The organism is Streptomyces sediminimaris (assembly GCF_047049295.1).
In the GTDB taxonomy this organism is placed as follows: Bacteria; Actinomycetota; Actinomycetes; order Streptomycetales; family Streptomycetaceae; genus Streptomyces; species Streptomyces sediminimaris.
In genome coordinates, this window is sequence record NZ_JBJWOT010000001.1 from 5,850,006 (window position 1) to 5,873,960 (window position 23,955).

Here is a 23,955-nt window from a genome sequence, read left to right on the forward strand (position 1 = left end):
CGGAACTACTTGTTCAGACCCGGGTAGAGCGGGTGCTTGCCGGCGAGCGCCTCGACCCTGGCCCTCAGCGCCGCGGCGTCGGCCTGCGGGAAGGGGGACGGCGCCTTCAGCGTCTCGGCGATCACGTCCGCGACCTCGGCGAAGTCCGCCGCGGTGAAGCCGCGGGTGGCCAGTGCCGGGGTGCCGATGCGCAGACCCGAGGTCACCATCGGCGGGCGCGGGTCGTTCGGCACGGCGTTGCGGTTGACGGTGATCCCGACCTCGTGCAGGCGGTCCTCGGCCTGCTGCCCGTCCAGCTCGGACGCGCGCAGGTCGACCAGGATCAGGTGCACGTCGGTGCCCCCGGACAGCACGTTCACCCCGGCCGCCCGGGCGTCCTCGGCGGTCAGCCGCTCGGCGAGGATGCGCGCACCCTCCACCGTACGCCGCTGGCGCTCCTTGAACTCCTCGCTCGCGGCGACCTTGAAGGAGACCGCCTTCGCGGCGATCACATGCTCCAGCGGGCCGCCCTGGAAGCCGGGGAAGACCGAGGAGTTGAGCTTCTTCGCGAAGTCCTTCTTCGCCAGGATGATGCCGCCGCGCGGACCGCCGAGGGTCTTGTGCGTGGTGGAGGTGACCACATCGGCGTGCTCGACGGGGTTGGGGTGCAGCCCGGCGGCCACCAGGCCGGCGAAGTGCGCCATGTCCACCCACAGATACGCGCCGACCTCGTCGGCGACGCGGCGGAAGGCGGCGAAGTCCAGCTGCCGGGGGTAGGCCGACCAGCCCGCGATGATCACCTTCGGGCGGTGCTCCTTGGCCAGCCGCTCCAGCTCGGCCATGTCGACCAGGCCGGTGTCCGCGTCCACGTGGTAGGCGACCACGTGGAACTGCCTGCCGGAGAAGTTCAGCCGCATCCCGTGGGTGAGGTGGCCGCCGTGCGCGAGGTCCAGCCCGAGGACGGTGTCCCCGGGCTGGGCCAGCGCGAACAGCGCGGCCTGGTTGGCGGAGGCGCCGGAGTGCGGCTGCACGTTGGCGTACTCGGCGCCGAACAGCTCCTTGACCCGGTCGATGGCGATCTGCTCGGCGACGTCGACGTGCTCGCAGCCGCCGTAGTAGCGCCGGCCCGGGTAGCCCTCGGCGTACTTGTTGGTCAGCACCGAGCCCTGGGCCTCCATCACCGCGAGCGGCGCGAAGTTCTCCGAGGCGATCATCTCCAGCGTCGACTGCTGGCGCTCCAGCTCGGCGTCGACCGCCGCGGCGATCTCCGGGTCCAGCTCGTGCAGGGACGTGTTCAGGACAGACATGCGTCTACGGCTCCTCAGCCGGCGTTCTGGGCGGTGTACTCGTCGGCGGAGAGCAGGTCGGAGGGCTCCTCGGTGAGCCGGACCTTGAACAGCCAGCCGCCCTCGAAGGGGGCCGAGTTCACCAGGGACGGGTCGTTGACGACGTCCTCGTTGATCTCGGTGACCTCACCGGTGACGGGGGAGTACAGGTCGCTGACCGACTTGGTCGACTCGAGCTCGCCGCAGGTCTCGCCCGCGGTCACCGCGGAGCCGACCTCGGGGAGCTGGGCGTAGACGACATCGCCGAGCGCGTTCGCCGCGAACTCGGTGATGCCGACCGTCGAGACGCCGTCCTCGGCGGCCGACAGCCACTCGTGCTCCTTGCTGTAGCGCAGCTGCTGGGGGTTGCTCATGGCCTGGATTCTCCTGTACGCGCGGAGGTGCTGGTGAATGGGGGACTGCTGAATGCCGGTGGGAACCCGGTGTGAACGGGGGGGATGTGCGCGGGCTCACGTGCGTGGGCCCGGTCGCACCCGTCCAGTGTCTACTTCGGGCGCTTGTAGAACGGCAGTGCCACGACCTCGTACGGTTCGTGGCTGCCCCGGATGTCCACGGCGACCCCGGGGGTGCCGGGCGCCGCGTGCGCCGCGTCGACGTACGCCATCGCGATCGGCCTGCCCAGGGTGGGGGAGGGGGCGCCGGAGGTGACCTCGCCGATCACCGTGCCGCCGGCGACGACCGGGTACCCGGCGCGCGGGACCCGGCGGCCCTCGGCGACCAGGCCGACCAGGACACGGGGCGGGTTCTCCTGCGCGCGGGCGGCGGCCTGCTCCAGGGCGGCACGGCCCACGAAGTCGCCCTCCTTCTCGAACTTCACCACCCGGCCGAGCCCGGCGTCGAAGGGCGTGAGGGAGGTCGACAGCTCGTGCCCGTACAGCGGCATGCCCGCCTCCAGACGCAGCGTGTCCCGGCAGGACAGCCCGCAGGGGACCAGGCCGGCGGCCTCGCCCGCCTTGGTCAGCGCCTGCCACAGCTCGACGGCGTGCTCCGGCTTCACGAACAGCTCGAAGCCGTCCTCGCCGGTGTAGCCGGTGCGCGCGATCAGCGCGGGGACGCCGGCGACGGTGCCAGGCAGGCCCGCGTAGTACTTCAGGCCGTCCAGGTCGGCGTCGGTCAGCGACGCGAGGATGCCGGGCGACTCCGGGCCCTGCACGGCGAGCAGCGCGTAGGCGTCCCGGTCGTCGCGCACCTCGGCGTCGAAGCCGGCGGCCCGCTCCGTCAGCGCGTCCAGCACCACCTGGGCGTTGGAGGCGTTGGCGACGACCAGGTACGCGCTCTCGCCCAGCCGGTAGACGATCAGGTCGTCCAGGATGCCGCCGTCGGAGCGGCAGATCATGGTGTAGCGGGCGCGGCCGACGCCCACGGAGGCGATGTTGCCGACCAGGGCGAAGTTCAGCAGCGCGGCGGCCTGCGGTCCGGTGACGGTGATCTCGCCCATGTGCGAGAGGTCGAACAGGCCGGCCCGGGTGCGCACCGCGAGGTGCTCGTCGCGCTCGGAGCCGTAGCGCAGGGGCATGTCCCAGCCGGCGAAGTCGGTCATCGTCGCGCCGAGCGAGCGATGCAGGGCATCGAGCGCGGTACGACGCGGTTCGGTACTGCTCATCGGTCGGTCTCCCAAGTCATGACAGGCGAGTCGTTCCTCCCCATCTGTCATCGGAACCTGAGAGGTTCGCCCTGATCGCGGGAGCGACCGGGGTTTGCACCTTGGGTGGAGCCACTGACGCAGCGGCCCGCTTTTCAGATGTGCCTCGCCCGCGCGGTAACGGGGCCTGAGAGATTCAAGGGAGGAACTTGCTCCTTCGGCGCCCCAGCGGTCTGGGGACTCTCCCGCGCGGATTCAAGCGGCCGGTATGCAGTTGGCGCGCACATCATCGCACGCCTTCCGCACGGGTGGCAGGCCCGCATCTGTAACCGGCCTGTGGCAGAGCGATCACGAAAACGCGAGACCCGCGCATTACCTTCTCTTTACACTTGACGGGCAGGGAACCCGGTACCCGCCCAGGGGGAGGACGATGACGGTGAACAGGCCCACGGCGTACGCCACGACCCCGGCCGTCGCACTGCCCGAGCAGTCCGTGGCCCCGGCCGGAAAGGCACGCGGCGGCCGGGCCCCCGTGGTCCGCGACCTGCGCGACCGCTCGGGGCACAGCCCGCACGCCCTGCTCTTCGGCCCCCGCGACCTCGTGGTGGTCACCGGTCTGCCCGGCAGCGGCAAGTCCACGCTGATGGAGCGCGCGGTGCGGGGAGAGCGCGTCGACTCCCAGGACACCCGGGACCGCTGGGCCGCCCGCGTGCCCCGCCTGCTGCCGTACGCGGTCTACCGTCCCCTGGTCCGGCTCGCGCACTACGCCGGCCTGCGCCGCACCCTGCGCGGCGGCGGGGGCGTCGTCGTGCACGACTGCGGCACACAGGCCTGGGTGCGGGGCTGGCTGGCCCGGGCGGCCCGCCGCCGCGGCGGCACCCTGCACCTGGTGCTCCTGGACGTCGCGCCGGGCACGGCCCTCAGGGGCCAGCGCGAGCGCGGCCGCGGCGTCTCCCGCTACGCCTTCCTGCGCCACCGCACGGCGGCCGCCCGGCTGATCCGCTCCGTCGAACGCGGCGACCTGCCCGAGGGCGTCGGCTCGGCGGTGCTGCTGGACCGGGACGCGGCGGACGTGCTGCGCAGCATCGGCTTCACGGGCTGACCTCCTCGCCCCGCGCACCCGCTAGCCTTTCCAGCCACAGCAGGTTCTCAGCAGGCGGTCGGACACAGATGGACTTCCCAGCGGATCTCCCCGCGGACTTTCCCACGCAGGCGCACCCCCATCCGCACGGCGGATGGCCCGGCAACGAGCTGGAGGAGGTGCTGTCGGCCTCCCTCGGCATGCCCGCCGCGGGCGGCCGCATCATCGAGGTGCTCGCCCGCAGCTTCCTCTGGGTGCCGCTGCCCAGCGGCGGCGGCCCGCACAGCGGTCCGCTGGACCTGCCGACGCTGGAGCTCGAGGGCCAGGCCTACGTCCCGGTCTTCAGCTCCGAGGAGCAGTTCCGGCACGTCGTCGGCGCCCACATGTCGTACACGATCGCCCCGGCCGTCGAGTTCGCCCGCGGCCTGCCCCCGCAGGTCGGTCTGGCGGTCAACCCGGACGGCGTGGTCGGCGTCCCGCTCCCGCCGGCCGCCGTCGCCGAACTGTGCCGGGCGGGCCGCACCCCGCTGGACGGCCCCGCCACCGGCGCCCGCGTCCGCCTCTACGAGCCGGACTGGCAGGACGACCCGGTCGACTTCCTGGCCGCCGCGTCCGCCGGGTTCGCCGCGACCGGCGTGGTCGTCTCGGCCCGCCGCTGCCTGGCCGCCGTGGAGACCGCGGACCCGGTGATGTTCGTGGGTGTCGAACTCTCCCAGCTGGAGGGCGACCTGAGGGCGCTTCCCCTGCAGGCCCTGGAGCGGGCCGTGACCCAGGTCCCGGCCCCGTGGCCGGTCAACCTCGTCCTCCTGGACGTCACGGACGACCCGGTGGCGAACTGGATGCGCGAACGGGTACGCCCTTTCTATACGAGGGACCACCTCTGAGACCCCCCGAGCGGCATCCGGGCCCCCGGGGGCCCGGGCAACCGCGCGACGAGCCACGACGCACCCGCACTCGCGCACGCGCAACGAGCACCGGGCCACGGGGCGCTTAAGCTGTCACAAGAACGCGGGGCAACGACTCGAAGGGGCGGTACGACACGTGAGCGCGAGCCTCAGCGGCGGCGTCGAGCAGATGCTGCGCCAGGTGACGCCAGGGCGCTACGACGCCTACGAGGCACTCCTCCGCGCACTCGCGACCCCGGGCTCCGGCCAGGTCTGGATGCTGCTGTGGCACGGCCAGGCGGGCTCCCCGGACGCCCAGTACGGGAACATGGAGGTCGACGGCTACGGCTACGCGCCGTGCGTCACCTCCGCCCAGGAGCTCTCGGCCAGCGGCTGGAACAGGTCCTACGAGGTGGTCGACGGCCTGGACGTCGCCCGCACCCTCTACCCCGACCACTACGGCCTCTGGCTCAACCCGCACGCCCCGGGCGGCGGCGTGGGCATCCCCTGGCTCGACCTGCGCCGCATCGCCACCGGCCTGGAGCGCCAGGCCGCGGGCCCCCTGCGCCTGTCGGAACCCGCGCTGGAGATTCCGCAGTTCTACGCCCTGCTCACGCAGAACGCCCACCGCACCCCGGCCGTCCGCTCGCTGCGCCGTGCCTGGGTGCAGCCGGCGCTCGGCGCGCCGTACCTCGCCATCGGCCTGGACGTCTACGACACGAGCCCGCCCGCCGTGGACTCGGTGCGGGCGATGATGCAGCAGTCGATCGGCGCCGTCCCGGACGGGCTGCCGGTGTCGACCGTGGCGATGTCCGACGAGTACGACCCCGTCGCCCTCTGGATGCGCGCGAGCGCCCGCCCCTTCTACGACCGCGAGGCCCACGCGGCGGCCCCGGCACAGGCCCCGGCGGGGGGCTACGGCTACCCACCGGTGCGGGGCGGATACTGAGACGACACGGCCGGTCCGTGCCGGACCCCGAGGTGATCTGCGCGCGTAGATAGCGCCGGAAGAACCTGAATTTTCCACCGATGTCTGAATTAACCCATGTCCGGCGGCCGCGACCTGCTGTTCGGATAACGGAATCCCTCGATCGTCATCACGGTTGCGCATACTTTCTCCATCAGACCTGGCGCGTGATCGCAACCGCATTGAAGACTCGCCTCTCAGACGCGAGGTCATCGATCCTGTGAGCGGATGCCAACCGGCACCGACCGACGGATCACCTGGACAGTTGGGCCGCGACCAACGCGGCCACCGCGCAGCAGGCAAGGGAACCAAGCCGCCCACAGCGGCGGACAAAGGCCGGTCACCACCGGCGAGAGGGGTCAGGTCATTGTGACCGCACCGATCGAGACCACGGGGGCGGAAGCCGGAGCGCAGCCCGAGGCCGTGCTCGCCGGGGCCAAGAAGAGCCAGATCGAAGGGCGTTCACTCACCCAGATCGCCTGGGCGCGGTTCAAGCGCGACAAGGTGGCCGTGGCGGGCGGCATCGTCGTCATCTGCCTCGTGCTCATGGCCGTGCTCGCCAAGCCGATCGAGTGGGTCTTCGGGCTCAACCCCGACAAGTTCAACCAGAACCTGATCGACCCGGCGCTGCTGGCGCCCAAGGGCGGCTGGGGCGGTATGAGCTGGGCCCACCCGCTCGGCGTCGACCCGCAGTACGGCCGTGACATGCTGGCCCGCATCATCGACGGCTCCTGGGTGTCGCTCGTCGTCGCGGTCGGCGCCACCCTGCTGTCCGTGATGATCGGCACCGTCCTCGGCGTCTGCGCCGGGTACTACGGCGGCTGGGTCGACAGCGTCGTCAGCAGGCTGATGGACACCTTCCTGGCCTTCCCCCTGCTGCTGTTCGCGATCGCCATCTCGGCCTCGGTGCAGGACGGCTTCTTCGGCCTCAACGGCCTGTCCCTGCGCATCAGCGTGCTGATCTTCGTGATCGGCTTCTTCAGCTGGCCGTACATCGGCCGTATCGTGCGCGCCCAGACGATGACCCTGCGCCGGCGCGAGTTCGTCGAGGCCGCCCAGAGCCTGGGGGCGCGCGGGCCGCACGTACTGTTCCGGGAGTTGCTGCCCAACCTCGTCGCGCCGATCCTCGTCTACTCGACGCTGATCATCCCGACGAACATCCTCTTCGAGGCGTCGCTGAGCTTCCTCGGAGTCGGCATCGCTCCGCCGCAGGCATCCTGGGGCGGCATGCTCAGCAACGCCGTGGATCTCTACACAGCGGATCCGCAGTACATGTTCGTGCCCGGACTGGCGATCTTCATCACCGTCCTGGCATTCAACCTGCTGGGTGACGGGCTGCGTGACGCGCTCGACCCTCGCAGCAAGTGATCCATCGATAGAGGGGCTTTCCTCACGTGAAGACGAGAAGGGTGACCGCCGCCGTCGCGACGGCCCTGGCGCTCTCGCTGGGTGCCGCCGCATGTGGCGGCGGTGGCGGCAACAACAACAGCAGTGGCGGCAACGCCAAGAAGGACGCGGCGCTGGACTCCATCGTCAACGCGTCGAGCAAGAAGGGGGGGACGGTCTCGCTGGAGGAGTCCGACGTGCCGGACTCCCTGGACCCGGGCAACACCTACTACGGGTTCGTGCAGAACTTCTCCCGCCTCTATGCGCGTACGCTCGTGACGTTCAAGCCCGCCGCGGGCAAGGACGGCCTCACGGTCGTCCCGGACCTGGCGGAGTCGCTGGGCAAGCCCAGCGCCGACGCCAAGACGTGGACGTACCACCTGCGCGCGGGCCTGAAGTTCCAGGACGGCACGCCGATCACGTCGAAGGACATCAAGTACGCCATCGAGCGCTCCAACTTCGCGCCCGAGGCCCTGTCCAACGGCCCCACGTACTTCAAGCAGTACCTGGTCGGCGGTGACAAGTACAAGGGTCCCTACAAGGACAAGTCGCCCGAGGGTCTGAAGTCCATCCAGACGCCGGACGACCGTACGATCGTCTTCAAGCTGAACCAGCCGTTCGCCGACTTCGACTACCTGGCGACCTTCTCGCAGACGGCCCCGGTGCCGCAGGCGAAGGACGACGGCGCGAAGTACGTCCAGCACATGGTGTCCTCGGGCCCCTACCAGTTCCAGTCGTACCAGGAGGGCGCCAGCGCCGTCCTCGTGCGCAACAAGAACTGGGACCCGAAGACGGACCCGATCCGCAAGGCGCTGCCGGACAAGATCACGGTCAAGTTCAAGGTCAACGCGGTGACGGTCGACAACGACCTGCTCGCCGACAAGATCACGGCCGACCTCGCCGGCACGGGTGTGCAGCCGCAGACCCAGCCGAAGGTGCTGACCGGCAAGAACGCCAAGCAGACGGACAACCCCTACGCCGGTGCGCTGTCGTACATCGCGCTGGACGTCAACGTGAAGCCGTTCGACAACATCCACTGCCGCAAGGCCGTCCAGTGGGCGATCGACAAGCAGTCGATCATCGACGCCCAGGGTGGTTCGCCCAAGGGTGACGTGGCCTCCACGCTGCTGCCGCCGTCGGTCAACGGCTACACCAAGTTCGACAAGTACCCGACCCCGGGCAACAAGGGCGACGTCGCCAAGGCCAAGGCCGAGCTCAAGGCGTGCGGCAAGCCGAACGGCTTCTCCACCACGCTGACGGCCCGTTCCGACCGTCCCACCGAGATCGCCCAGGCCACGGCCATCCAGAACTCGCTGAAGAAGGTCGGCATCAACGTCGACATCAAGCAGTTCCCCTCGGGCAAGTACTTCTCCAACTTCGCCGGCGTCCCGAGCTACGTGCACCAGCACAAGCTCGGCATGCTGTCCATGGCGTGGGGCGCCGACTGGCCGACCGGCTACGGCTTCCTGGAGCAGATCGTCGACGGCGCGGCCATCAAGCCCTCGGGCGGCACCAACCTGATGGAGCTGAACGACCCGAAGATCAACAAGGCGCTGTCCGACGCGATCGCCAACACGGACAACACGGCCCGCACCAAGGCGTGGGGTGACATCGACAAGATGGTCATGGACAACGCCTCGGTCGTCCCGCTCGTCTACCGCAAGAACCTGCTGTACAGGCCGACGTCCGCGACGAACGTCACTGTGACGCAGGCGTACCTCGGCATGTACGACTACCTGCTGCTCAGCTCCTCGAAGTAACAGCAGGCCTGATATTCCTGAAAGGCAGGTGAAGGCACCGGGTGGCCGGGACGCACCCACGTCCCGGCCACCCGGAGCCGCACAGCTGTGGCTGCGTACATGATCCGACGCGTCTTCGGCGCCTTGGTACTGCTGCTGGTGGTCAGCGCAGTCACCTTCGCAATCTTCTTCCTGGTCCCCCGCCTGGGCGGCCAGACGGCCACCCAGCTGGCCACCCAGTACGTCGGCAAGGACGCCAACCCCCAGTCCATCGCCGCGATCAAGAAGAACCTGGGTTTCGACCAGCCCATCTACATCCAGTACTGGGACTACATCAAGGGCCTCGTCGTCGGCACCGACTACAAGTTCGGGCCCGACGCCACGCACTGCAGTGCTCCGTGCTTCGGGTACTCCTTCAAGAGTCACATCGAGGTATGGCCCCAGCTCACCCAGCGCATCCCGGTCTCCTTCTCGCTGGCCGTCGGTGCGGCCGTGATCTGGGTGATCTTCGGTGTGACGACCGGTGTGATCTCGGCGCTGCGCAAGGGCAAGCCGGTCGACCGCATCTCGATGTTCATCGCCCTGGCGGGCGTCTCGCTCCCGATCTTCTTCACCGGACAGATCCTCAGCGGGCTGTTCGTCTACCAGTGGCCGATCTGGGACAGCACCGACTACGTCCCGTTCACCCAGAACCCGGCCGACTGGGCCTGGCATCTGCTGCTGCCCTGGATCAGTCTCGCGTTCCTCTTCTCCGCCCTCTACGCCCGGCTCACCCGGGCGGGCATGCTGGAGACCATGGGCGAGGACTACATCCGCACGGCCCGGGCCAAGGGTCTCAAGGAGTCCGTCGTGGTCTCCAAGCACGGCCTCAGATCAGCGCTCACGCCGATCGTCACCATCTTCGGCATGGACTTCGGCATCCTCATCGGCAGCGCGGTCCTCACCGAGACCGTCTTCTCCCTGCAGGGGATCGGGGCGTACTCGATCCAGGCGATCCGTGACAACGACCTGCCCATCGTCATGGCCGTGACGCTGGTCGCGGCGTTCTTCATCGTCTTCTGCAATCTGATCGTCGACCTGGTGTACGCCGCCATCGACCCCCGCGTGAGGTACTCGTGAGCAAGCTCGACAAGGCGGCGCTCGGCGAACCGGCCACCGTCACCGCCCAGCCCGACGCCGACGCGTTCCTCTCCGTCCGCGATCTGCGCATCCACTTCCAGACCGACGACGGCCTGGTCAAGTCCGTCGACGGGGTGAGCTTCGACGTACGGCGCGGCAAGACCCTCGGCATCGTCGGCGAGTCCGGCTCCGGCAAGTCGGTCACCTCGCTGGGCCTGATGGGTCTGCACCGTTCCGCGCCCAACGCCAGGGTCTCCGGCGAGGTCTGGCTGGACGGCCAGGAGCTGATCGCGGCCGACCCCGACGAGGTGCGCCGGCTGCGTGGCCGCAAGATGGCGATGATCTTCCAGGACCCGCTGTCGGCCATGCACCCCTACTACACGGTCGGACACCAGATCGTGGAGGCCTACCGCGTCCACCACGACGTCTCCAAGAAGGCCGCCAAGCACCGCGCGATCGAGATGCTGGACCGCGTGGGCATCCCCGAGCCGGACAAGCGGGTCGACAGCTACCCGCACGAGTTCTCCGGCGGCATGCGCCAGCGGGCGATGATCGCGATGGCGCTGGTGAACAACCCGGAGCTGCTCATCGCCGACGAGCCCACCACGGCGCTGGACGTCACCGTCCAGGCCCAGATCCTGGACCTGATCCGGGACCTGCAGAAGGAGTTCGGCTCCGCGGTCATCATGATCACGCACGACCTCGGTGTCGTCGCCGAGATGGCCGACGACCTGCTGGTGATGTACGCGGGCCGGCCGGTGGAGCGCGGTCTGGCCGAGTCGGTCTTCTCCGAGCCCCGCCATCCCTACACCTGGGGCCTGCTCGGCTCGATGCCGCGGCTCGACCGCGAGCAGACCGACCGCCTCGTCCCGATCAAGGGCGCTCCGCCCTCCCTGATCAACGTCCCGTCGGGCTGCCCCTTCCACCCGCGCTGCCCGTACGCGGACATCCCGAAGGACAACGTCACCCGCACGGTCCGCCCGGAGCTGACCGAAGTCGGCGGCCAGCACTGGGCCGCCTGCCACTTGAGCAAGGAGCAGCGGGAGCGTATCTGGACCGAAGAGATTGCGCCGAAGCTGTGAGCGAGGACAAGGCAGTGACGATTCCTGCACAGAGCGAAGGCAAGGATGTCACCGAGAGCGCGGCCTCCGGCGAGGCGCTGCTGAAGGTGACCGGTCTGCAGAAGCACTTCCCGATCCGCAAGGGCCTGCTCCAGCGGCAGGTGGGTGCGGTGCGCGCCGTCGACGGCATCGACTTCGAGGTCCGCAAGGGTGAGACGCTCGGTGTCGTGGGCGAGTCGGGCTGCGGCAAGTCGACGATGGGCCGGCTCATCACGCGGCTGCTCGAACCGACCGCGGGAAAGGTCGAGTTCGAAGGCAGGGACATCACACATCTCGGCGTTGGCGGCATGCGCCCGATGCGCCGCGATGTGCAGATGATCTTCCAGGACCCCTACTCCTCGCTGAACCCGCGGCACACGATCGGCACGATCGTCGGTGCTCCGTTCCGGCTCCAGGGCGTGGAGCCGGAGGGCGGGGTGAAGAAGGAGGTCCAGCGGCTGCTGTCGGTGGTGGGCCTCAACCCCGAGCACTACAACCGCTATCCGCACGAGTTCTCCGGCGGTCAGCGCCAGCGCATCGGCATCGCCCGGGCGCTCGCACTGAACCCGAAGCTGGTCGTGGCGGACGAGCCGGTCTCGGCGCTGGACGTGTCGATCCAGGCCCAGGTGGTGAACCTCCTGGACGACCTCCAGGAAGAGCTCGGCCTGACCTACGTGATCATCGCGCACGACCTCTCGGTCGTCCGGCACGTCTCCGACCGGATCGCGGTGATGTACCTCGGCAAGATCGTCGAGCTCTCCGACCGCGAGTCGCTCTACGCCGCGCCGCTGCACCCGTACACCAAGGCGCTGCTGTCGGCGGTGCCGATCCCGGACCCGAAGCGCAGGGCGACCAAGAGCGAGCGCATCCTGCTCAAGGGCGACGTCCCCTCGCCGATCTCCCCGCCGAGCGGCTGCCGTTTCCACACCCGGTGCTGGAAGGCGACCGAGATCTGCCGGACGACCGAGCCGCCGTTGCTGGAGCTCAAGCCGGGCCAGCAGGTCGCCTGCCACCACCCGGAGAACTTCGAGGACCAGGCCCCGCAGGACACCGTCCTGCTGAGCGCGGCCGAGGATGCGGCCGAACCGGTCCCGGACGAGGCGCTCGCGGAGTCGGCGCAGACGTCGACGGCGGTGGCGGCCGAGGCCGCGGAGCGCGGTGAGGAGACCTCCACCGACGAGAGCTCCGCAGAGGAGACCTCCGCCGACGGGACTCCGGAAGCGGCTTCCGACGGTCAGGAGTCAACCGACAAATAACGCATGACAAGTTGGCAAAGTCATGTACATGCCTGGACGGGAGAGTGCAGAGTCGGGCGTATCCGTCTGATCGGACCACGCACCGAAGGGACGACCCATGGCACTCTCCCGTTCGGCACGCTTAGGAGCCGTCGCGACCGCGGCGGCTTCTTTCCTGGTCATCGCCGCCTCCTCCGCCCCCACCCCGGGCGCCCCCGGCATCGGTGACACCTACTTCCCCCGGCTCGGCAACGGCGGCTTCGACGCCCGCCACTACGACCTCGACGTGGCGTACAACCCGGACACCGACCGCCTCGACGGCCGTACGACGCTGACCGCCCGGGCCACCCAGGCCCTCTCCTCCTTCGACCTCGACCTGCAGAAGCTGACGGTCACCAAGGTCGAGGTGAACGGCAGACGCGCCCGGTTCACGCGCCAGGGCGACGAACTGCGCGTCGTCCCGCGCGAGGCGCTCCGCAAGCACCGCACCTTCAGTGTCACGGTCACCTACGGCGGCGTCCCCGAACCCCTCGGCGGACCCATCGTCTTCGGCTCCAGCTACGGGTGGATGAAGACGGACGACGGCGTCTTCGTCGCCTGCGAGCCCAACGCCGCCTCCACCTGGTTCCCCTCCAGCGACCACCCGGACGACAAGGCCACGTACGACATCCGCATCAAGGCTCCCAGGGGCCTGACCGGTGTCTCCAACGGCCGGCTGGTCTCGACGTACGACCGGGGCGCCTCGACGTACACCCACTGGCGCGAGAGCAGGCCCATGGCCACCTATCTCGCGACCGCCACCATCGGGAAGTTCGACGTGCGGACCGGCAGGACCCCGGCCGGCATCCCGATCTACGTCGCGATCGACCCCGTCCTCAAGAACAGCAACAGCGTCGACGTGTACGCCGTCACCGCCGCGGCCACCGACTACTGGCAGCGGGTCTTCGGGCCGTACCCCTTCGAGGAGACCGGCGCGATCGTCGACGACATGCCGCAGGCCGGGTTCTCCCTGGAGGTGCAGAGCAAGCCCGCCTACTCGGCGGTGCGCAGCGAGACCACGATCGTGCACGAGCTGGCCCACCAGTGGTTCGGCGACTCGGTGTCGGTGGAGCGCTGGAAGGACATCTGGCTCAACGAGGGCTTCGCCACCTACGCGCAGTGGCTGTGGGCCGAGCACCAGGGGACCCGCAGCGCCCACGACTCGTTCCTGGCCGGCTACGGCGCGCGCCCCGCCGACAGCCCCTTCTGGCAGACCGTCGTGGCCGACCCGCAGCGCGACACCATGTTCGCCTCCGCGGTCTACCAGCGCGGGGCGATGACCCTGCAGGCGCTGCGCGAGCGGATCGGGGACCGGGCGTTCTTCAGGCTGCTGCCGGCCTGGACGCGCCTGCACCGCTACGGCAACGCGAACACGCGGCAGTTCATCCGGCTCGCCGAGCGGATCTCCGGGCAGCGGCTCGACGGCCTGTTCCACAAGTGGCTCTACACGAAGGGCAAGCCGGCCCTGTAGCGGTCCCGCGTAAGAATGTGGGGTGCTCCAGCAACTGTTCAGCCCCTCCGTCCAGCACACGCTCGACCTCGTCGGGATCTTCGTGTTCGCCATCTCCGGCGCGCTGCTGGCCGTCCGCAAGAACTTCGACGTCTTCGGCATCGCCGTCCTCGCCGAGGTCACCGCGCTGGGCGGAGGACTGCTGAGGGACCTGATCATCGGCGCGGTACCGCCCGCCGCGTTCACGGACTTCGGCTACTTCGTCACGCCGTTGCTCGCCGCTCTCATGGTGGTCTTCCTCCACCCGCACGTCGAGCGCATCCAGGTCGGCGTGAACGTCTTCGACGCGGCCGGCCTCGGCCTGTTCTGCGTCGCCGGGACGACCAAGGCCTACGAGTACGGGCTGAGCCTCACCTCCTCGGCCACCCTCGGACTCGCCACCGCCGTCGGCGGCGGCGTGCTCCGGGACGTCCTCGCCAACGAGGTGCCCTCCCTGCTGCGTTGGGACCGCGACCTGTACGCGGTCCCGGCCATGGTCGGCGCCACCATGGTCGCGCTGTGCATCCGCTACGACGCGCTGACCCCGTTCACCAGCGGACTCGCGGTCGTCACCGCCTTCGTACTGCGCCTGCTCGCGATGCGGTACCACTGGCGAGCGCCGCGTGCGTGGAACCGCCGCTCGACGGTACGGGAGGAGTAGCGCTCCGGCCCCGGGCGTGGTGCCGGCCCATCTGCACCGAGAGCCAGCGGAAGGAGGGGACCACCTGCGGCCGCCACAGCGCCATGGTGTGCCCGCCCGCGCTCTTCGGGATGAAGACGACGTGCACGGTCGTCGGCGCCTTCGCGGTCTGTTCCAGGGCGATGCCGGCCTCGTAGCCGTCGTGCGGCTGGCCGGAGAGGTACAGCGCGATCCGGGGCGCGGTGCGTGCCTTCCTCAGCAGCAGGTAGGGATTGTTCTGAGCCCTGACCCGGAGGTTCTGCGCGGCGAGCGAGTTGCGTTCGCCGATCGGGTCGTTGTAGCCGGACATGCTGATCGCGGCCATGTAGCGGCCCGGGTGGGCGACGGCCAGCTTGACGGCGCAGTGCCCGCCCGCCGAGTACCCGGCGACCGCCCAGCCCCCGGGCGCCGGTGCGGCGCGGAAGTTGTCCGTGACCATCTTCGGCACGTCGATGCTCAGCCAGGTGTCGGCGTTGACCGTGCCCGGGATGTTGGCGCAGCCCGTGTCCACGCCGGCCAGCAGATTGGTGCGCGGGGCGACCAGGATGAACGGCGCGACCTCGCCGCCGCGCATCAGCGGCGCCAGCTGCCGGGTCACCCGCATCGCCCCGAACCACGCCTTCGCCGAACCCGGGTAGCCCGGCAGCAGCTCCACGACCGGGAACTTGTGGTGCCGGTAGCGCGGCTGGCCGTACTGCGGCGGCAGCCAGACGTAGACCTCGGCGTTCACGCCGGAGACGCGGCCCTTGAGCTGGGTCTCGCGCACGCCGCGCATCCCGGGTCCGGAGGCCTGTGTGAAGTTCTGCCTGACCTTGGGGAGACGTTTCAGCGCTATTCCGCCGGTGCCGTCGGCGCCCAGGTTCGCGGCCTGCTGCACATGGTTGCCCGTGCCGAGCAGGTCGCCCCAGTTGTCGTACAGACCGTTGGCGTTGTTGACGAGGACGAAGACCAGCGCGACCGCCGTCCCCTGCGCGAACAGCAGCATCAGCACCCGGCCGGCCGTGCGCAGGGCCTCCGGCCCGCGCAGGCGCGACCACAGGGCGAGCGGCAGTATCAGTGCGACCGCGAAGAGCACGATCAGCGTGTAGAGGAACGGAGTCCCGGTGAGGCTCATGTCCCCATAGAGGGGGAAGGGGAGTCCCGGGTTTCGGACGAGTGGGGACACTTACCAAGAAATTGCCGGAACCTCACCCGCAAGGGGGGCGGAAGTGGTGGGCACGCCATGCGTCCCGTTGAAGAAAGCTACCGCTTAGTAGTTTCTCGTTGTACCGTTCAGCCATGCCAGAAGCAGCTTCCGCAGCGGCCACGAGAGCCGCCGTCGGCGACAGCGAGTTCGACCGCGACACCACGCTCACCCGGCGCGAGCCCGGTGTCTACGACATCGACCTGTCCGCCGGCTGGACCATCATCAACGCCGTCAACGGCGGCTATCTGCTGGCCGTGCTGGGCCGCGCCCTCGGGGACGCCCTTCCGCACCGCGACCCGTTCACCGTTTCCGCGCACTACCTGACCGCGTCCCAGCCGGGCCCGGCGGTGGTCCGCACGGAACTGGTGCGTGCCGGCCGCACCCTCTCCACCGGCCAGGCCTCCCTCTTCCAGTACGACGAGCAGGGCCGCGAGGTGGAGCGCATCCGCGTCCTGGCCTCCTACGGCGACCTGGACGCGCTGCCCGACGACGTGCGCACGACCGCGGTGCCGCCCGCGTTCCCGCCCATGGACCGGTGCTTCGGCCCCCAGGACGCCGCGCCCGGCGTCCGGCTCCCGTCGGGCGGTGCGCCGGCGGGCGGGAGTTCGGCGATCACCGACCGCCTGATGATCAAGCTCGACCCCGCGACCCTCGGCTGGGCGCTCGGCTCCCCGTCCGGCACGGGTGAGATGCGCGCCTGGTTCGGCCTCGCCGACGGCCGCGACGCCGACCCGCTCTCCCTGCTGCTGGCGGTGGACGCGCTGCCGCCGACCGCCTTCGAGATCGGCCTCTCCGGCTGGGTCCCCACGGTCGAACTCACGGTCCACGTCCGCGCCCGCCCCGCCCCCGGCCTCCTGCGCGTCTCCGTCACCACCCGCAACCTCGCGGGCGGATTCCTGGAGGAGGACGCCGAGGTCTGGGACAGCCGCGACCGGCTGGTGGCCCAGTCGCGGCAGCTGGCCCGCGTCAGGCTCGGCTGACTCGGCTGACGGGGGAACCGGCCGCAGCGACCCCTTCCGTCCCGGAGAACTCGCGTTCCGCCCCGGAGAACCCGCTCCGGAACTCAGGCCGTTCGTACCGGCCGACACGCGCGGTGGGCGGATGAGGCCCGCTCCGGCGATGCGTCGTCGTCCTCGGGCAGCGGCGGCTCCGGCCGGCGGGGGACGGCCAGCGGGGGGACCTGTTCGGCGCGCCGACCGGGCGACCGACCGGGATGCAGAGCGGCGCGCCTTCGGGAGCCCGGGCCGGCAGGGCCACCCGCAAGCCGTCCGGCACGCCCTGGGGGCTGCCGACGGGGACGCCGGCAGGGATGCCTACGGGGATTCCGGCGGGGACGGTGACGGGGGTGTCGGCAGGGACGGCGAGGGTCGTGCCGAGCGGTGCGCCGTCCAGGATGCCGAGCGGTGCGCCGTCCGGGGTGCCGGTGGCGGTCAGGGGGGACGGGGCGGGTTCGGTGGTGGCTGCGGCGGCCCGGACGCGGGGCGGGACGGTGCCGCGCCGAGCGGTGCGACCAGCGGACGGCCGCCGTCAGCCGCTGGTCGCGGGGGCTGACGGCCGCCGTCGTACGCGACAGGGGCGCCGCCCCCGGTGAACGGGGTGGCGCCCCCGCGGGTCGCGCGCCGGCCCGTTCCGCTCAGTCCAGCCAGTGGCGGCGCCCGATGCTGATCAGCCGCATCTGCCGGGAGGCCACGTGCTCGACCCGCTCCCGGTCCCCGGCCGCGCCCCGCGTGCCCTCCCCGGCCTCCAGGAACAACGAGGCGGTGATGAGCATCTGGTCCACGTACAGATGGGCCAGCATGAGCAGGTCGTCGTCGCCCCATCCCGCGGACTGCGGGTCCTTGGCGAGCTCGTCCCGCACCTCCTCGGCGAAGCGGGCCAGTTGGTCCCGGATGGCCTCGCGCACCGGCTGGACCCCGCCGTGCCGCTCCCGGGCGATGAACCGGACGTGTGAGGGGTACGCGTCCACGTGACCGGCGATCAACTCGATGGCGCGCGCGATGCGTTCCTCGCTGTTGTCCGCCGAGGTCACCGTCGTCCGGATCATCGGGTGCAGGCTGCCCAGCGCCTCCTCGACCAGGGCCACGCCGAGATCCGGGATGGAGCGGAAGTGCCGGTAGAAGGCGGTGGGAGCGACACCCACGGCGCGGGTCACCTCGCGCAGGCCCAGGCTGCTCAGGCTCTGCTCCTCCAGCAGACCGAGCGCCGCGTCGAGGAGCGCCTGCCGGGTCTTCTGCTTCTGGGCCTGCCGGATGCCGAGGGTGTGACTCATGTCATCCAGTTAACAACTGTTCTCCGGATTTGGAAAGCGGTGCGGCGCGCTAAACTGGGTAGTCAGTGAACAGGTGTTACTACAACTGTTCACCGAACCGTAACCCGGAGGGGGATCCATCCCATGCTGTTCCTCGTAGCCGCACTGATGCTGTTCGGCGCGGTGCTGGGCACGGTGGCCCACGCGCCGTTCGCGTTCACGCTCGTCGCGGCCGCCGTCATCGCCGCCTGGCTCGGCATCTTCGCGCTCCGCGAGCGCAACGGCCGCCGCCGTCACACGTCCACGCACTGACCGACCGTCCCCACGGCTTCCTGGAGCTGACCCGTCATGCAACTCACCGCACCGGCCACGCGCCGCACCACCACGACCCCGCGCCGGGACGCCGACGGCATGGCCGTCGCGTCCTTCATCCTCGGCCTGCTCGGCCTGCTGGTCCTCAACATCTTCCTCGGCCCGATCGCCATCGCCCTGGCGGCCGCGGCCCTCTGGCGCGGCACGGCCCGCCGCGGCCGCGCTCTGCTGGGCCTGACCCTGGGCGTGGCGGACCTGGTGGTCCTGGCGGTCGCGATGGAGCTGTCCAACACCGTCTCGTGGAGCCTGTGACGGCCTTACGGCCTTACGGCCTTACGGCGCGAGCCGCGACCGCCGTGGGCAGCCGTCCCGCGGGGCGACGGGTGTCCCTCCCGCTCGGGAAACCGGGAGCGGGGGAGGGGACGCACGGCCCGCGCGCCGGGTGCCGAGCCGACGGTGCCGGCGGCGGCGCAGGCCGGGGACGACCGCGCCGCGGTGCCGGCGACCTCGCCGCGGTGCCGGGTGACCTCGCCGCGGTGCCGGGTGACCTTGCCGCCGGGCCCCTTACCCCGGCCCCGTAGAATCGGGGCACCATGGCATACCTCGACCACGCCGCGACCACCCCGATGCTCCCCGAGGCAGTCGAGGCGATGACCGCCCAGCTGAGCGTCACGGGCAACGCCTCCTCTCTCCACGCCTCCGGCCGGCAGGCCCGCCGTACCGTCGAGGAGGCCCGTGAAACCCTGGCGGAAGCGCTCGGCGCCCGCCCCAGCGAGGTCGTGCTCACCTCCGGCGGGACCGAGGCCGACAACCTCGCCGTGAAGGGCCTGTACTGGTCCCGGCGGGACGCCGACCCCGCCCGCACCCGTGTCCTGTCCAGCCCGGTCGAGCACCATGCCGTCCTCGACGCGGTCCACTGGCTGGGCGAGCACGAGGGCGCCACGGTCGAGTACCTCCCGGTCGACTCCCATGGACGCGTCCACCCCGAGGCGCTGCGCGAGGCGATCGCCCGCAACCCCGACGACGTGGCCCTGGCCACCGTGATGTGGGCCAACAACGAGATCGGCACGATCATGCCGGTCCGTGAACTCGCCGATGTGGCACAGGAGTTCGGTGTTCCGCTGCACTCCGACGCGGTCCAGGCCCTCGGTCAGGTCCCGGTCGGCTTCGCCGCCTCCGGCCTGGCCGCGATGACGGTCTCGGGCCACAAGATCGGCGGCCCGTACGGCATCGGCGCGCTGGTCCTCGGCCGCGAGCACACCCCCGTGCCCGTCCTGCACGGCGGCGGCCAGGAGCGCCACGTCCGCTCCGGCACCCTCGACGTCCCCGCCGTCGCCTCCTTCGCGGTGGCCGCCCGGCTGGCAACCGAGCAGCGCGAGTGGTTCGCGAACGAGATCGGCGCCCTGCGCGACGGCCTGGTCGAGGCGGTCCGCGCGGCCGTGCCGGACGCGATCCTGGGCGGCGACCCGGTGGACCGCCTCCCGGCCAACGCCCACTTCACCTTCCCCGGCTGCGAGGGCGACTCCCTGCTGCTGCTCCTGGACGCCCAGGGCATCGAGTGCTCCACCGGCTCCGCCTGCACCGCGGGCGTCGCGCAGCCCAGCCACGTCCTGCTGGCCATCGGCACCGCCCCGGAACTGGCCCGCGGCACCCTGCGCTTCTCCCTCGGCCACACCTCCACGGAGGCGGACGTGGAGGCCGTGGCGAAGGCGATCGGCCCGGCGGTCGAGCGTGCGCGCGCGGCGGGGCTGACCTGACCCGGCCGGCCCGGCCGGGAGGCGACTCCGGGGGGACGCCCTACGACCCCGCCGACGAGGCCGACCCCGCCGACGAGGCCGTCGGCGCCGTCGAGGCCCGGTGCACGAGCCGGATGTACCGGCCCCAGTCCCAGTACGGCCCCGGGTCGGTGTGGTCCGCGCCCGGCACCTCGACGTGGCCGATGACGTGCGTGCGGTCGACGGGTATGCCGTAGCGCCGGCAGATCGCCGCCGTCAGGCGCGCGGAGGAGGCGTACATCGCGTCCGTGAAGGACGACGCGCGCTCCACGAAGCCCTCGTGCTCGATGCCGACGCTGCGTTCGTTGTACTTCCGGTTGCCCGCGTGGAAGGCCACGTCCAGCTCCCGGATCATCTGCGTGATCCCGCCGTCGCCGCGGACGATGTAGTGGGCCGCGGCCTGGTGGGCCGGGTCCTGGAAGACCTTGACGGCGCCGGCGAAGCTGCCCTGGGTGACATGGACGACCACCCGGTCTATCGGGTAGTCGGCGGGCCGGTCCGCCCGCCGGTAGTTCGCCGGGGAGGCCGCCACCCACCGCGCGCCCCGGAAGTCGACCGCACCGGGCGTGCGCGGCTTCTCCACCCCCGGCATCCGCCACCACAGGCGCGACAGCTCCGCACGCGCCAGAACGGCCGTGCCGGCGGTGGCCGCCGCGCCGCCCACCAGCAGCGCGCGGCGCCCGATCCGCCGGTCCACGTCACTCCTCGTCTCCCCCATGTGATCACCAACGGATATGCGTGGGCTCCGGTTCCCGCGCCCCCGTACTCTTGAGGGGTTATGACTGACACCCCGCAGCGCTCCCGCCCCCTTCGCGTACTCGCCGCCATGTCCGGCGGAGTGGACTCCGCCGTCGCCGCCGCCCGCGCCGCCGAGGCCGGCCACGACGTGACCGGTGTCCATCTGGCGTTGTCCGCGGACCCCCAGTCGTTCCGCACGGGCGCGCGCGGCTGCTGCACCATCGAGGACTCGCGCGACGCCCGCCGGGCCGCGGACGTCATCGGCATCCCGTTCTACGTCTGGGACCTCGCCGACCGCTTCCGCGAGGACGTGGTCGAGGACTTCGTCGCCGAGTACGAGGCCGGCCGCACCCCGAACCCCTGCCTGCGCTGCAACGAGAAGATCAAGTTCGCCGCACTCCTCGACAAGGCGCTGGCCCTCGGGTTCGACGCTGTCTGCACCGGCCACTACGCCAAGGTGATCGTGAACGAGGACGGCACGCGCGAGCTGCACCGCGCCTCCGACCCGGCCAAGGACCAGTCGTACGTGCTCGGGGTGCTCGACGACCGGCAGCTGGCGCACGCCCTGTTCCCGCTGGGCGACACGGTGACCACCAAGGACGAGATCCGGGCCGAGGCCGAGCGCCGCGGGCTCGCGGTCGCCAGGAAGCCGGACTCGCACGACATCTGCTTCATCGCCGACGGCGACACCCAGGGCTTCCTCGCCTCCCGGCTGGGCAGGGCGGAGGGCGACATCGTCGACGAGTCCGGCGCCAAGCTGGGCACCCACGACGGCGCCTACGGCTTCACCGTCGGCCAGCGCAAGGGCCTGCGCATCGGCACCCCCGCGCCGGACGGCAAGCCGCGCTACGTGCTCGACATCTCACCGGTCGACAACACGGTGACGGTCGGCCCGGCCGCGGCCCTGGACGTCACCGCGCTCACCGCCGTCAGGCCGCGCTGGTGCGGAGCGGCACCCGCGGGCCCCGGCACCTACACCGCCCAGCTGCGCGCCCACGGCGGCGAGAGCGAGGTGCGGGCCGAACCGGCCGACGGACGCCTGGAGGTCTCCTTCACCGAGCCGGTCCGCGGCGTCGCCCCCGGCCAGGCCATCGTGCTGTACGACGGCACGCGCGTGGTGGGCTCGGCGACGATCGCGTCGACCACGCGCGCGACGGCGACGGTGGCCTGAGGCGGCCGAAGGCCCGTGTGACGACTCCCGTCCGCCCGGCGGCGCCCGACAGGAGCTAGCCGGCCGGGGAGAAGAACTCCGCCAGCACCGGCGCGAGCACCTGCGGGTCCACCCGGTGGGTCTGGTCCGCGAGGCTGCGGTAGGTCCCCCGCGGCACCGCGTCGGCCACCGCCCGGGCGGCCTCGCCCAGCCAGGCGGGGCTCGCCGCGCCGGAGACGGAGAGCACGGGCACCTCGATCGAGGCCAGCCGCGCGCGGGGCACCGGTCCGGCACCCAGCACGGCGTCGTCGTAGGCGAGGCTCGGGGCGAGTGCCTCCATGCCGGCCCACATGGGCGACTGACGGGCGCCCTGGATCATCTCCTCGGCCAGACCCGTCAGCCGCAGGAACAGCTCCACCGCGTCCCCGCGCCGGTTCTCGCGGAGCGCCCCGGTGAGGTGCGCGGTGTACCGGGCGCGCTCCTCCAGCGCGTCCTCGGACATGATGTACGGCACCTCGTAGACGGCGGCCCGGGGGACCGGCAGCCCGCTCGCCACCGCCTCCAGGACGAGCGCGCCGCCCGAGGAGATGCCGTACAGCGAGGCCTCGCCGCCCGCCACCTCGATGAGCGCCGCGAGGTCCTCGACCTCGCGGGCCACCGCGTAGGGCGCCGTGTCGCCGCTCTCGCCCCGGCCGCGGCGGTCGTGGACGATGACGCCGAAGCGGTCGGAGAGGGCCGCGGCGAGCGGGACCACCGTGGCGCTCGTCGACATCGCACCGCTCACGAGGACGACCGCCGGACCCTGTCCGAACCGTTCATAGGCGATGGGGGTGCCGTCGCGTGAAAGGGTCTTCTTCTCCATGCCTGTGGAGACTGCCCCACCAGGCGGAGATATGCGCGCTCAATCGCTCACGACACGTCCACTTCGTAGAAGCAGAGGTGGTCCTTGATCGCGGCGACGTCGGGCTTGGGGTCGGGGTAGGACCAGACGATGTCCGGCGCGCCGGGGGCCGACCAGTACGAGGCGGTGCCCTTGAACGGGCAGTACGTGTGCGTGTCGGACGGCGTCAGCAGGTCGAGGCGCACGTCCTCGGCCGGGATGTAGTACCGCACCGGACTGCCGGTCTCGCGCAGCAGCAGGGGCCGGTCGCTCTCCGCGAGAACCTGGTCGCCGTGCACCACGCGCACGTGCCGGTCGCCTTGCTCGATGGTGATCGTGTGTCCTTGGGCCATACCGGGACAGCGCTCACGGGCGCCCGGTTCTTCCCGCGTACGGTTGCCCCATGCGTATCTGCGTCTTCCTCTCCGCCGCCGACCTCGACGACCGCTACACGCGCCCCGCGCGCGAGTTCGCGAAACTGCTGGGCAAGGGCGGGCACACGCTCGTCTGGGGCGGTTCGGACGTCGGGCTGATGAAGGTGGTCGCCGACGGCGTGCACGAGGCGGGAGGGCGGCTCTGCGGCGTCTCCGTGGGCTTCCTGGCCGCCAGCGCGCGGGAGGGCGCGGACGAGATGGTGATCGCGGCCGACCTCGCCGAGCGCAAACGGCTGCTGCTGGAGAAGGCCGACGCGGTGGTGATCATGGTGGGCGGCACCGGCACGCTCGACGAGGCCACCGAGATCCTGGAGCTGAAGAAGCACGGGCACACCGACAAGCCGGTCGTGCTGCTCAACACCGCGGGCTTCTACGACGGCCTCAAGAAGCAGTTCCGGCGCATGGAGGACGAGGGGTTCCTGCCGCGTCCGCTCACCGACCTGGTGCTCTTCGCGGAGGAGCCGGTGGGTGCGCTGGCCTACCTGGAGGAGAGCCGGGGGGTCGAGTGAGGACGGGGTGAGGCGGGCGGCGGCCGGACGGCACCCGCGCGGCTCGGCGGGACTCCCGCCGGGCGTGCGGCGGGCGGCGGCCCGGGGGCGCCCGCGTG

At 71.1% G+C, this 23,955-nt stretch carries 24 protein-coding genes and 2 riboswitches; of the genes, 16 read left to right on the forward strand and 8 right to left on the reverse strand.

The features are described from left to right. Positions 1-5 precede the first annotated feature (5 nt). The 3 genes from glyA to gcvT form a co-directional block, all read right to left on the reverse strand. Complete coding sequence (gene glyA, locus ACJ9NR_RS27250) at positions 6-1,286, reverse strand: serine hydroxymethyltransferase (RefSeq protein WP_412492320.1); 1,281 nt, start codon at positions 1,284-1,286, stop codon at positions 6-8. A 14-nt stretch (positions 1,287-1,300) separates the two neighbouring features. Then, positions 1,301-1,678, reverse strand: coding sequence for a glycine cleavage system protein GcvH (gcvH, locus tag ACJ9NR_RS27255; protein WP_399142712.1), 378 nt, complete (start codon positions 1,676-1,678; stop codon positions 1,301-1,303). A gap of 131 nt (positions 1,679-1,809) precedes the next feature. After that, complete coding sequence (gene gcvT, locus ACJ9NR_RS27260; RefSeq protein ID WP_412492319.1) at positions 1,810-2,928, reverse strand: glycine cleavage system aminomethyltransferase GcvT; 1,119 nt, start codon at positions 2,926-2,928, stop codon at positions 1,810-1,812. A 34-nt stretch (positions 2,929-2,962) separates the two neighbouring features. Next, positions 2,963-3,072: riboswitch (glycine riboswitch) on the reverse strand. Next, positions 3,073-3,165: riboswitch (glycine riboswitch) on the reverse strand. Between the two features lie 172 nt (positions 3,166-3,337). Between gcvT and ACJ9NR_RS27265 the strand changes: the two genes are divergently transcribed. The 10 genes from ACJ9NR_RS27265 (at position 3,338) to ACJ9NR_RS27310 (ending at position 14,607) form a co-directional block, all read left to right on the forward strand. Continuing rightward, on the forward strand, positions 3,338-4,009 hold the full coding sequence (locus ACJ9NR_RS27265; protein WP_412492318.1) for an AAA family ATPase: 672 nt from the start codon (positions 3,338-3,340) through the stop codon (positions 4,007-4,009). A gap of 68 nt (positions 4,010-4,077) precedes the next feature. After that, entirely contained in the window at positions 4,078-4,872 is a 795-nt protein-coding gene (locus ACJ9NR_RS27270; RefSeq protein ID WP_412492317.1) for an enhanced serine sensitivity protein SseB, read from the forward strand. 190 nt (positions 4,873-5,062) lie between these two features. Next, a complete protein-coding gene (locus ACJ9NR_RS27275; protein ID WP_412492405.1) occupies positions 5,063-5,821 on the forward strand; it encodes an enhanced serine sensitivity protein SseB C-terminal domain-containing protein in 759 nt (252 codons plus the stop codon). Between the two features lie 387 nt (positions 5,822-6,208). Beyond that, positions 6,209-7,207, forward strand: coding sequence for an ABC transporter permease (locus ACJ9NR_RS27280; RefSeq protein ID WP_412492316.1), 999 nt, complete (start codon positions 6,209-6,211; stop codon positions 7,205-7,207). 26 nt (positions 7,208-7,233) lie between these two features. Then, entirely contained in the window at positions 7,234-8,985 is a 1,752-nt protein-coding gene (locus tag ACJ9NR_RS27285; protein WP_412492315.1) for an ABC transporter substrate-binding protein, read from the forward strand. A gap of 87 nt (positions 8,986-9,072) precedes the next feature. Further along, positions 9,073-10,083 (forward strand): ABC transporter permease, encoded by a 1,011-nt coding sequence (locus ACJ9NR_RS27290; protein ID WP_412492314.1) that lies wholly within the window; start codon positions 9,073-9,075, stop codon positions 10,081-10,083. Beyond that, complete coding sequence (locus ACJ9NR_RS27295) at positions 10,080-11,165, forward strand: ABC transporter ATP-binding protein (protein WP_412492313.1); 1,086 nt, start codon at positions 10,080-10,082, stop codon at positions 11,163-11,165. The genes ACJ9NR_RS27290 and ACJ9NR_RS27295 overlap by 4 nt, the downstream gene beginning before the upstream one ends. 14 nt (positions 11,166-11,179) lie before the next feature. Continuing rightward, positions 11,180-12,439 (forward strand): ABC transporter ATP-binding protein, encoded by a 1,260-nt coding sequence (locus ACJ9NR_RS27300; RefSeq protein WP_412492312.1) that lies wholly within the window; start codon positions 11,180-11,182, stop codon positions 12,437-12,439. A gap of 97 nt (positions 12,440-12,536) precedes the next feature. Continuing rightward, positions 12,537-13,928: a M1 family metallopeptidase gene (locus tag ACJ9NR_RS27305; protein ID WP_412492311.1), complete on the forward strand. Its 1,392-nt coding sequence runs from the start codon at positions 12,537-12,539 to the stop codon at positions 13,926-13,928. A gap of 22 nt (positions 13,929-13,950) precedes the next feature. Further along, positions 13,951-14,607 (forward strand): trimeric intracellular cation channel family protein, encoded by a 657-nt coding sequence (locus ACJ9NR_RS27310; protein ID WP_412492310.1) that lies wholly within the window; start codon positions 13,951-13,953, stop codon positions 14,605-14,607. Here ACJ9NR_RS27310 and ACJ9NR_RS27315 read toward each other — a convergent pair. Next, a complete protein-coding gene (locus ACJ9NR_RS27315; protein WP_412492309.1) occupies positions 14,516-15,739 on the reverse strand; it encodes an alpha/beta hydrolase in 1,224 nt (407 codons plus the stop codon). The two genes, ACJ9NR_RS27310 and ACJ9NR_RS27315, sit on opposite strands and share 92 nt — an antisense overlap. A 164-nt stretch (positions 15,740-15,903) precedes the next feature. On the opposite strand from ACJ9NR_RS27315, the gene ACJ9NR_RS27320 reads away from it, so the two are divergent. Continuing rightward, complete coding sequence (locus ACJ9NR_RS27320) at positions 15,904-16,791, forward strand: thioesterase family protein (protein WP_412492308.1); 888 nt, start codon at positions 15,904-15,906, stop codon at positions 16,789-16,791. 653 nt (positions 16,792-17,444) lie between these two features. Here ACJ9NR_RS27320 and ACJ9NR_RS27325 read toward each other — a convergent pair. After that, on the reverse strand, positions 17,445-18,080 hold the full coding sequence (locus ACJ9NR_RS27325) for a TetR family transcriptional regulator (protein WP_412492307.1): 636 nt from the start codon (positions 18,078-18,080) through the stop codon (positions 17,445-17,447). 123 nt (positions 18,081-18,203) lie between these two features. Here ACJ9NR_RS27325 and ACJ9NR_RS27330 point away from each other — a divergent pair, with 123 nt between their 5' ends. The 3 genes from ACJ9NR_RS27330 (at position 18,204) to ACJ9NR_RS27340 (ending at position 20,128) form a co-directional block, all read left to right on the forward strand. Continuing rightward, entirely contained in the window at positions 18,204-18,371 is a 168-nt protein-coding gene (locus ACJ9NR_RS27330) for a hypothetical protein (protein WP_399142683.1), read from the forward strand. 36 nt (positions 18,372-18,407) lie between these two features. Further along, the gene (locus ACJ9NR_RS27335) at positions 18,408-18,683 is read left to right on the forward strand and encodes a DUF4190 domain-containing protein (protein WP_412492306.1); all 276 of its coding nucleotides are present in this window, start codon (positions 18,408-18,410) and stop codon (positions 18,681-18,683) included. Between the two features lie 281 nt (positions 18,684-18,964). Next, positions 18,965-20,128 (forward strand): cysteine desulfurase family protein, encoded by a 1,164-nt coding sequence (locus ACJ9NR_RS27340; protein WP_412492305.1) that lies wholly within the window; start codon positions 18,965-18,967, stop codon positions 20,126-20,128. Between the two features lie 40 nt (positions 20,129-20,168). Here ACJ9NR_RS27340 and ACJ9NR_RS27345 read toward each other — a convergent pair whose 3' ends face one another. Next, positions 20,169-20,864, reverse strand: a complete 696-nt coding sequence (locus tag ACJ9NR_RS27345; RefSeq protein WP_412492304.1) for an N-acetylmuramoyl-L-alanine amidase — start codon at positions 20,862-20,864, stop codon at positions 20,169-20,171. 60 nt (positions 20,865-20,924) lie between these two features. Here ACJ9NR_RS27345 and mnmA point away from each other — a divergent pair, with 60 nt between their 5' ends. Continuing rightward, the gene (mnmA, locus tag ACJ9NR_RS27350) at positions 20,925-22,055 is read left to right on the forward strand and encodes a tRNA 2-thiouridine(34) synthase MnmA (protein ID WP_412492303.1); all 1,131 of its coding nucleotides are present in this window, start codon (positions 20,925-20,927) and stop codon (positions 22,053-22,055) included. A gap of 55 nt (positions 22,056-22,110) precedes the next feature. Here the strand turns inward: mnmA and ACJ9NR_RS27355 are convergent, their stop codons facing one another. Both ACJ9NR_RS27355 and ACJ9NR_RS27360 read right to left on the reverse strand, forming a co-directional pair. Beyond that, complete coding sequence (locus tag ACJ9NR_RS27355; RefSeq protein ID WP_412492302.1) at positions 22,111-22,896, reverse strand: alpha/beta fold hydrolase; 786 nt, start codon at positions 22,894-22,896, stop codon at positions 22,111-22,113. Positions 22,897-22,943: 47 nt separating this feature from the next. Further along, entirely contained in the window at positions 22,944-23,267 is a 324-nt protein-coding gene (locus ACJ9NR_RS27360) for a DUF427 domain-containing protein (protein WP_412492301.1), read from the reverse strand. Positions 23,268-23,317: 50 nt separating this feature from the next. On the opposite strand from ACJ9NR_RS27360, the gene ACJ9NR_RS27365 reads away from it, so the two are divergent. After that, a complete protein-coding gene (locus ACJ9NR_RS27365; protein WP_412492300.1) occupies positions 23,318-23,857 on the forward strand; it encodes an LOG family protein in 540 nt (179 codons plus the stop codon). Positions 23,858-23,955 lie beyond the last annotated feature (98 nt).

Coding starts and splice junctions, on each gene's coding strand:
- glyA (WP_412492320.1), bottom strand. CDS start 1,286: ATGTCTGTCCTGAACACGTCCCTGCACGAGCTGGACCCGGAGATCGCC.
- gcvH (WP_399142712.1), bottom strand. CDS start 1,678: ATGAGCAACCCCCAGCAGCTGCGCTACAGCAAGGAGCACGAGTGGCTG.
- gcvT (WP_412492319.1), bottom strand. CDS start 2,928: ATGAGCAGTACCGAACCGCGTCGTACCGCGCTCGATGCCCTGCATCGC.
- ACJ9NR_RS27265 (WP_412492318.1), top strand. CDS start 3,338: ATGACGGTGAACAGGCCCACGGCGTACGCCACGACCCCGGCCGTCGCA.
- ACJ9NR_RS27270 (WP_412492317.1), top strand. CDS start 4,078: ATGGACTTCCCAGCGGATCTCCCCGCGGACTTTCCCACGCAGGCGCAC.
- ACJ9NR_RS27275 (WP_412492405.1), top strand. CDS start 5,063: ATGCTGCGCCAGGTGACGCCAGGGCGCTACGACGCCTACGAGGCACTC.
- ACJ9NR_RS27305 (WP_412492311.1), top strand. CDS start 12,537: ATGGCACTCTCCCGTTCGGCACGCTTAGGAGCCGTCGCGACCGCGGCG.
- ACJ9NR_RS27315 (WP_412492309.1), bottom strand. CDS start 15,739: ATGAGCCTCACCGGGACTCCGTTCCTCTACACGCTGATCGTGCTCTTC.
- ACJ9NR_RS27320 (WP_412492308.1), top strand. CDS start 15,904: ATGCCAGAAGCAGCTTCCGCAGCGGCCACGAGAGCCGCCGTCGGCGAC.
- ACJ9NR_RS27325 (WP_412492307.1), bottom strand. CDS start 18,080: ATGAGTCACACCCTCGGCATCCGGCAGGCCCAGAAGCAGAAGACCCGG.
- ACJ9NR_RS27330 (WP_399142683.1), top strand. CDS start 18,204: ATGCTGTTCCTCGTAGCCGCACTGATGCTGTTCGGCGCGGTGCTGGGC.
- ACJ9NR_RS27335 (WP_412492306.1), top strand. CDS start 18,408: ATGCAACTCACCGCACCGGCCACGCGCCGCACCACCACGACCCCGCGC.
- ACJ9NR_RS27340 (WP_412492305.1), top strand. CDS start 18,965: ATGGCATACCTCGACCACGCCGCGACCACCCCGATGCTCCCCGAGGCA.
- ACJ9NR_RS27345 (WP_412492304.1), bottom strand. CDS start 20,864: ATGGGGGAGACGAGGAGTGACGTGGACCGGCGGATCGGGCGCCGCGCG.
- mnmA (WP_412492303.1), top strand. CDS start 20,925: ATGACTGACACCCCGCAGCGCTCCCGCCCCCTTCGCGTACTCGCCGCC.
- ACJ9NR_RS27355 (WP_412492302.1), bottom strand. CDS start 22,896: ATGGAGAAGAAGACCCTTTCACGCGACGGCACCCCCATCGCCTATGAA.
- ACJ9NR_RS27360 (WP_412492301.1), bottom strand. CDS start 23,267: ATGGCCCAAGGACACACGATCACCATCGAGCAAGGCGACCGGCACGTG.
- ACJ9NR_RS27365 (WP_412492300.1), top strand. CDS start 23,318: ATGCGTATCTGCGTCTTCCTCTCCGCCGCCGACCTCGACGACCGCTAC.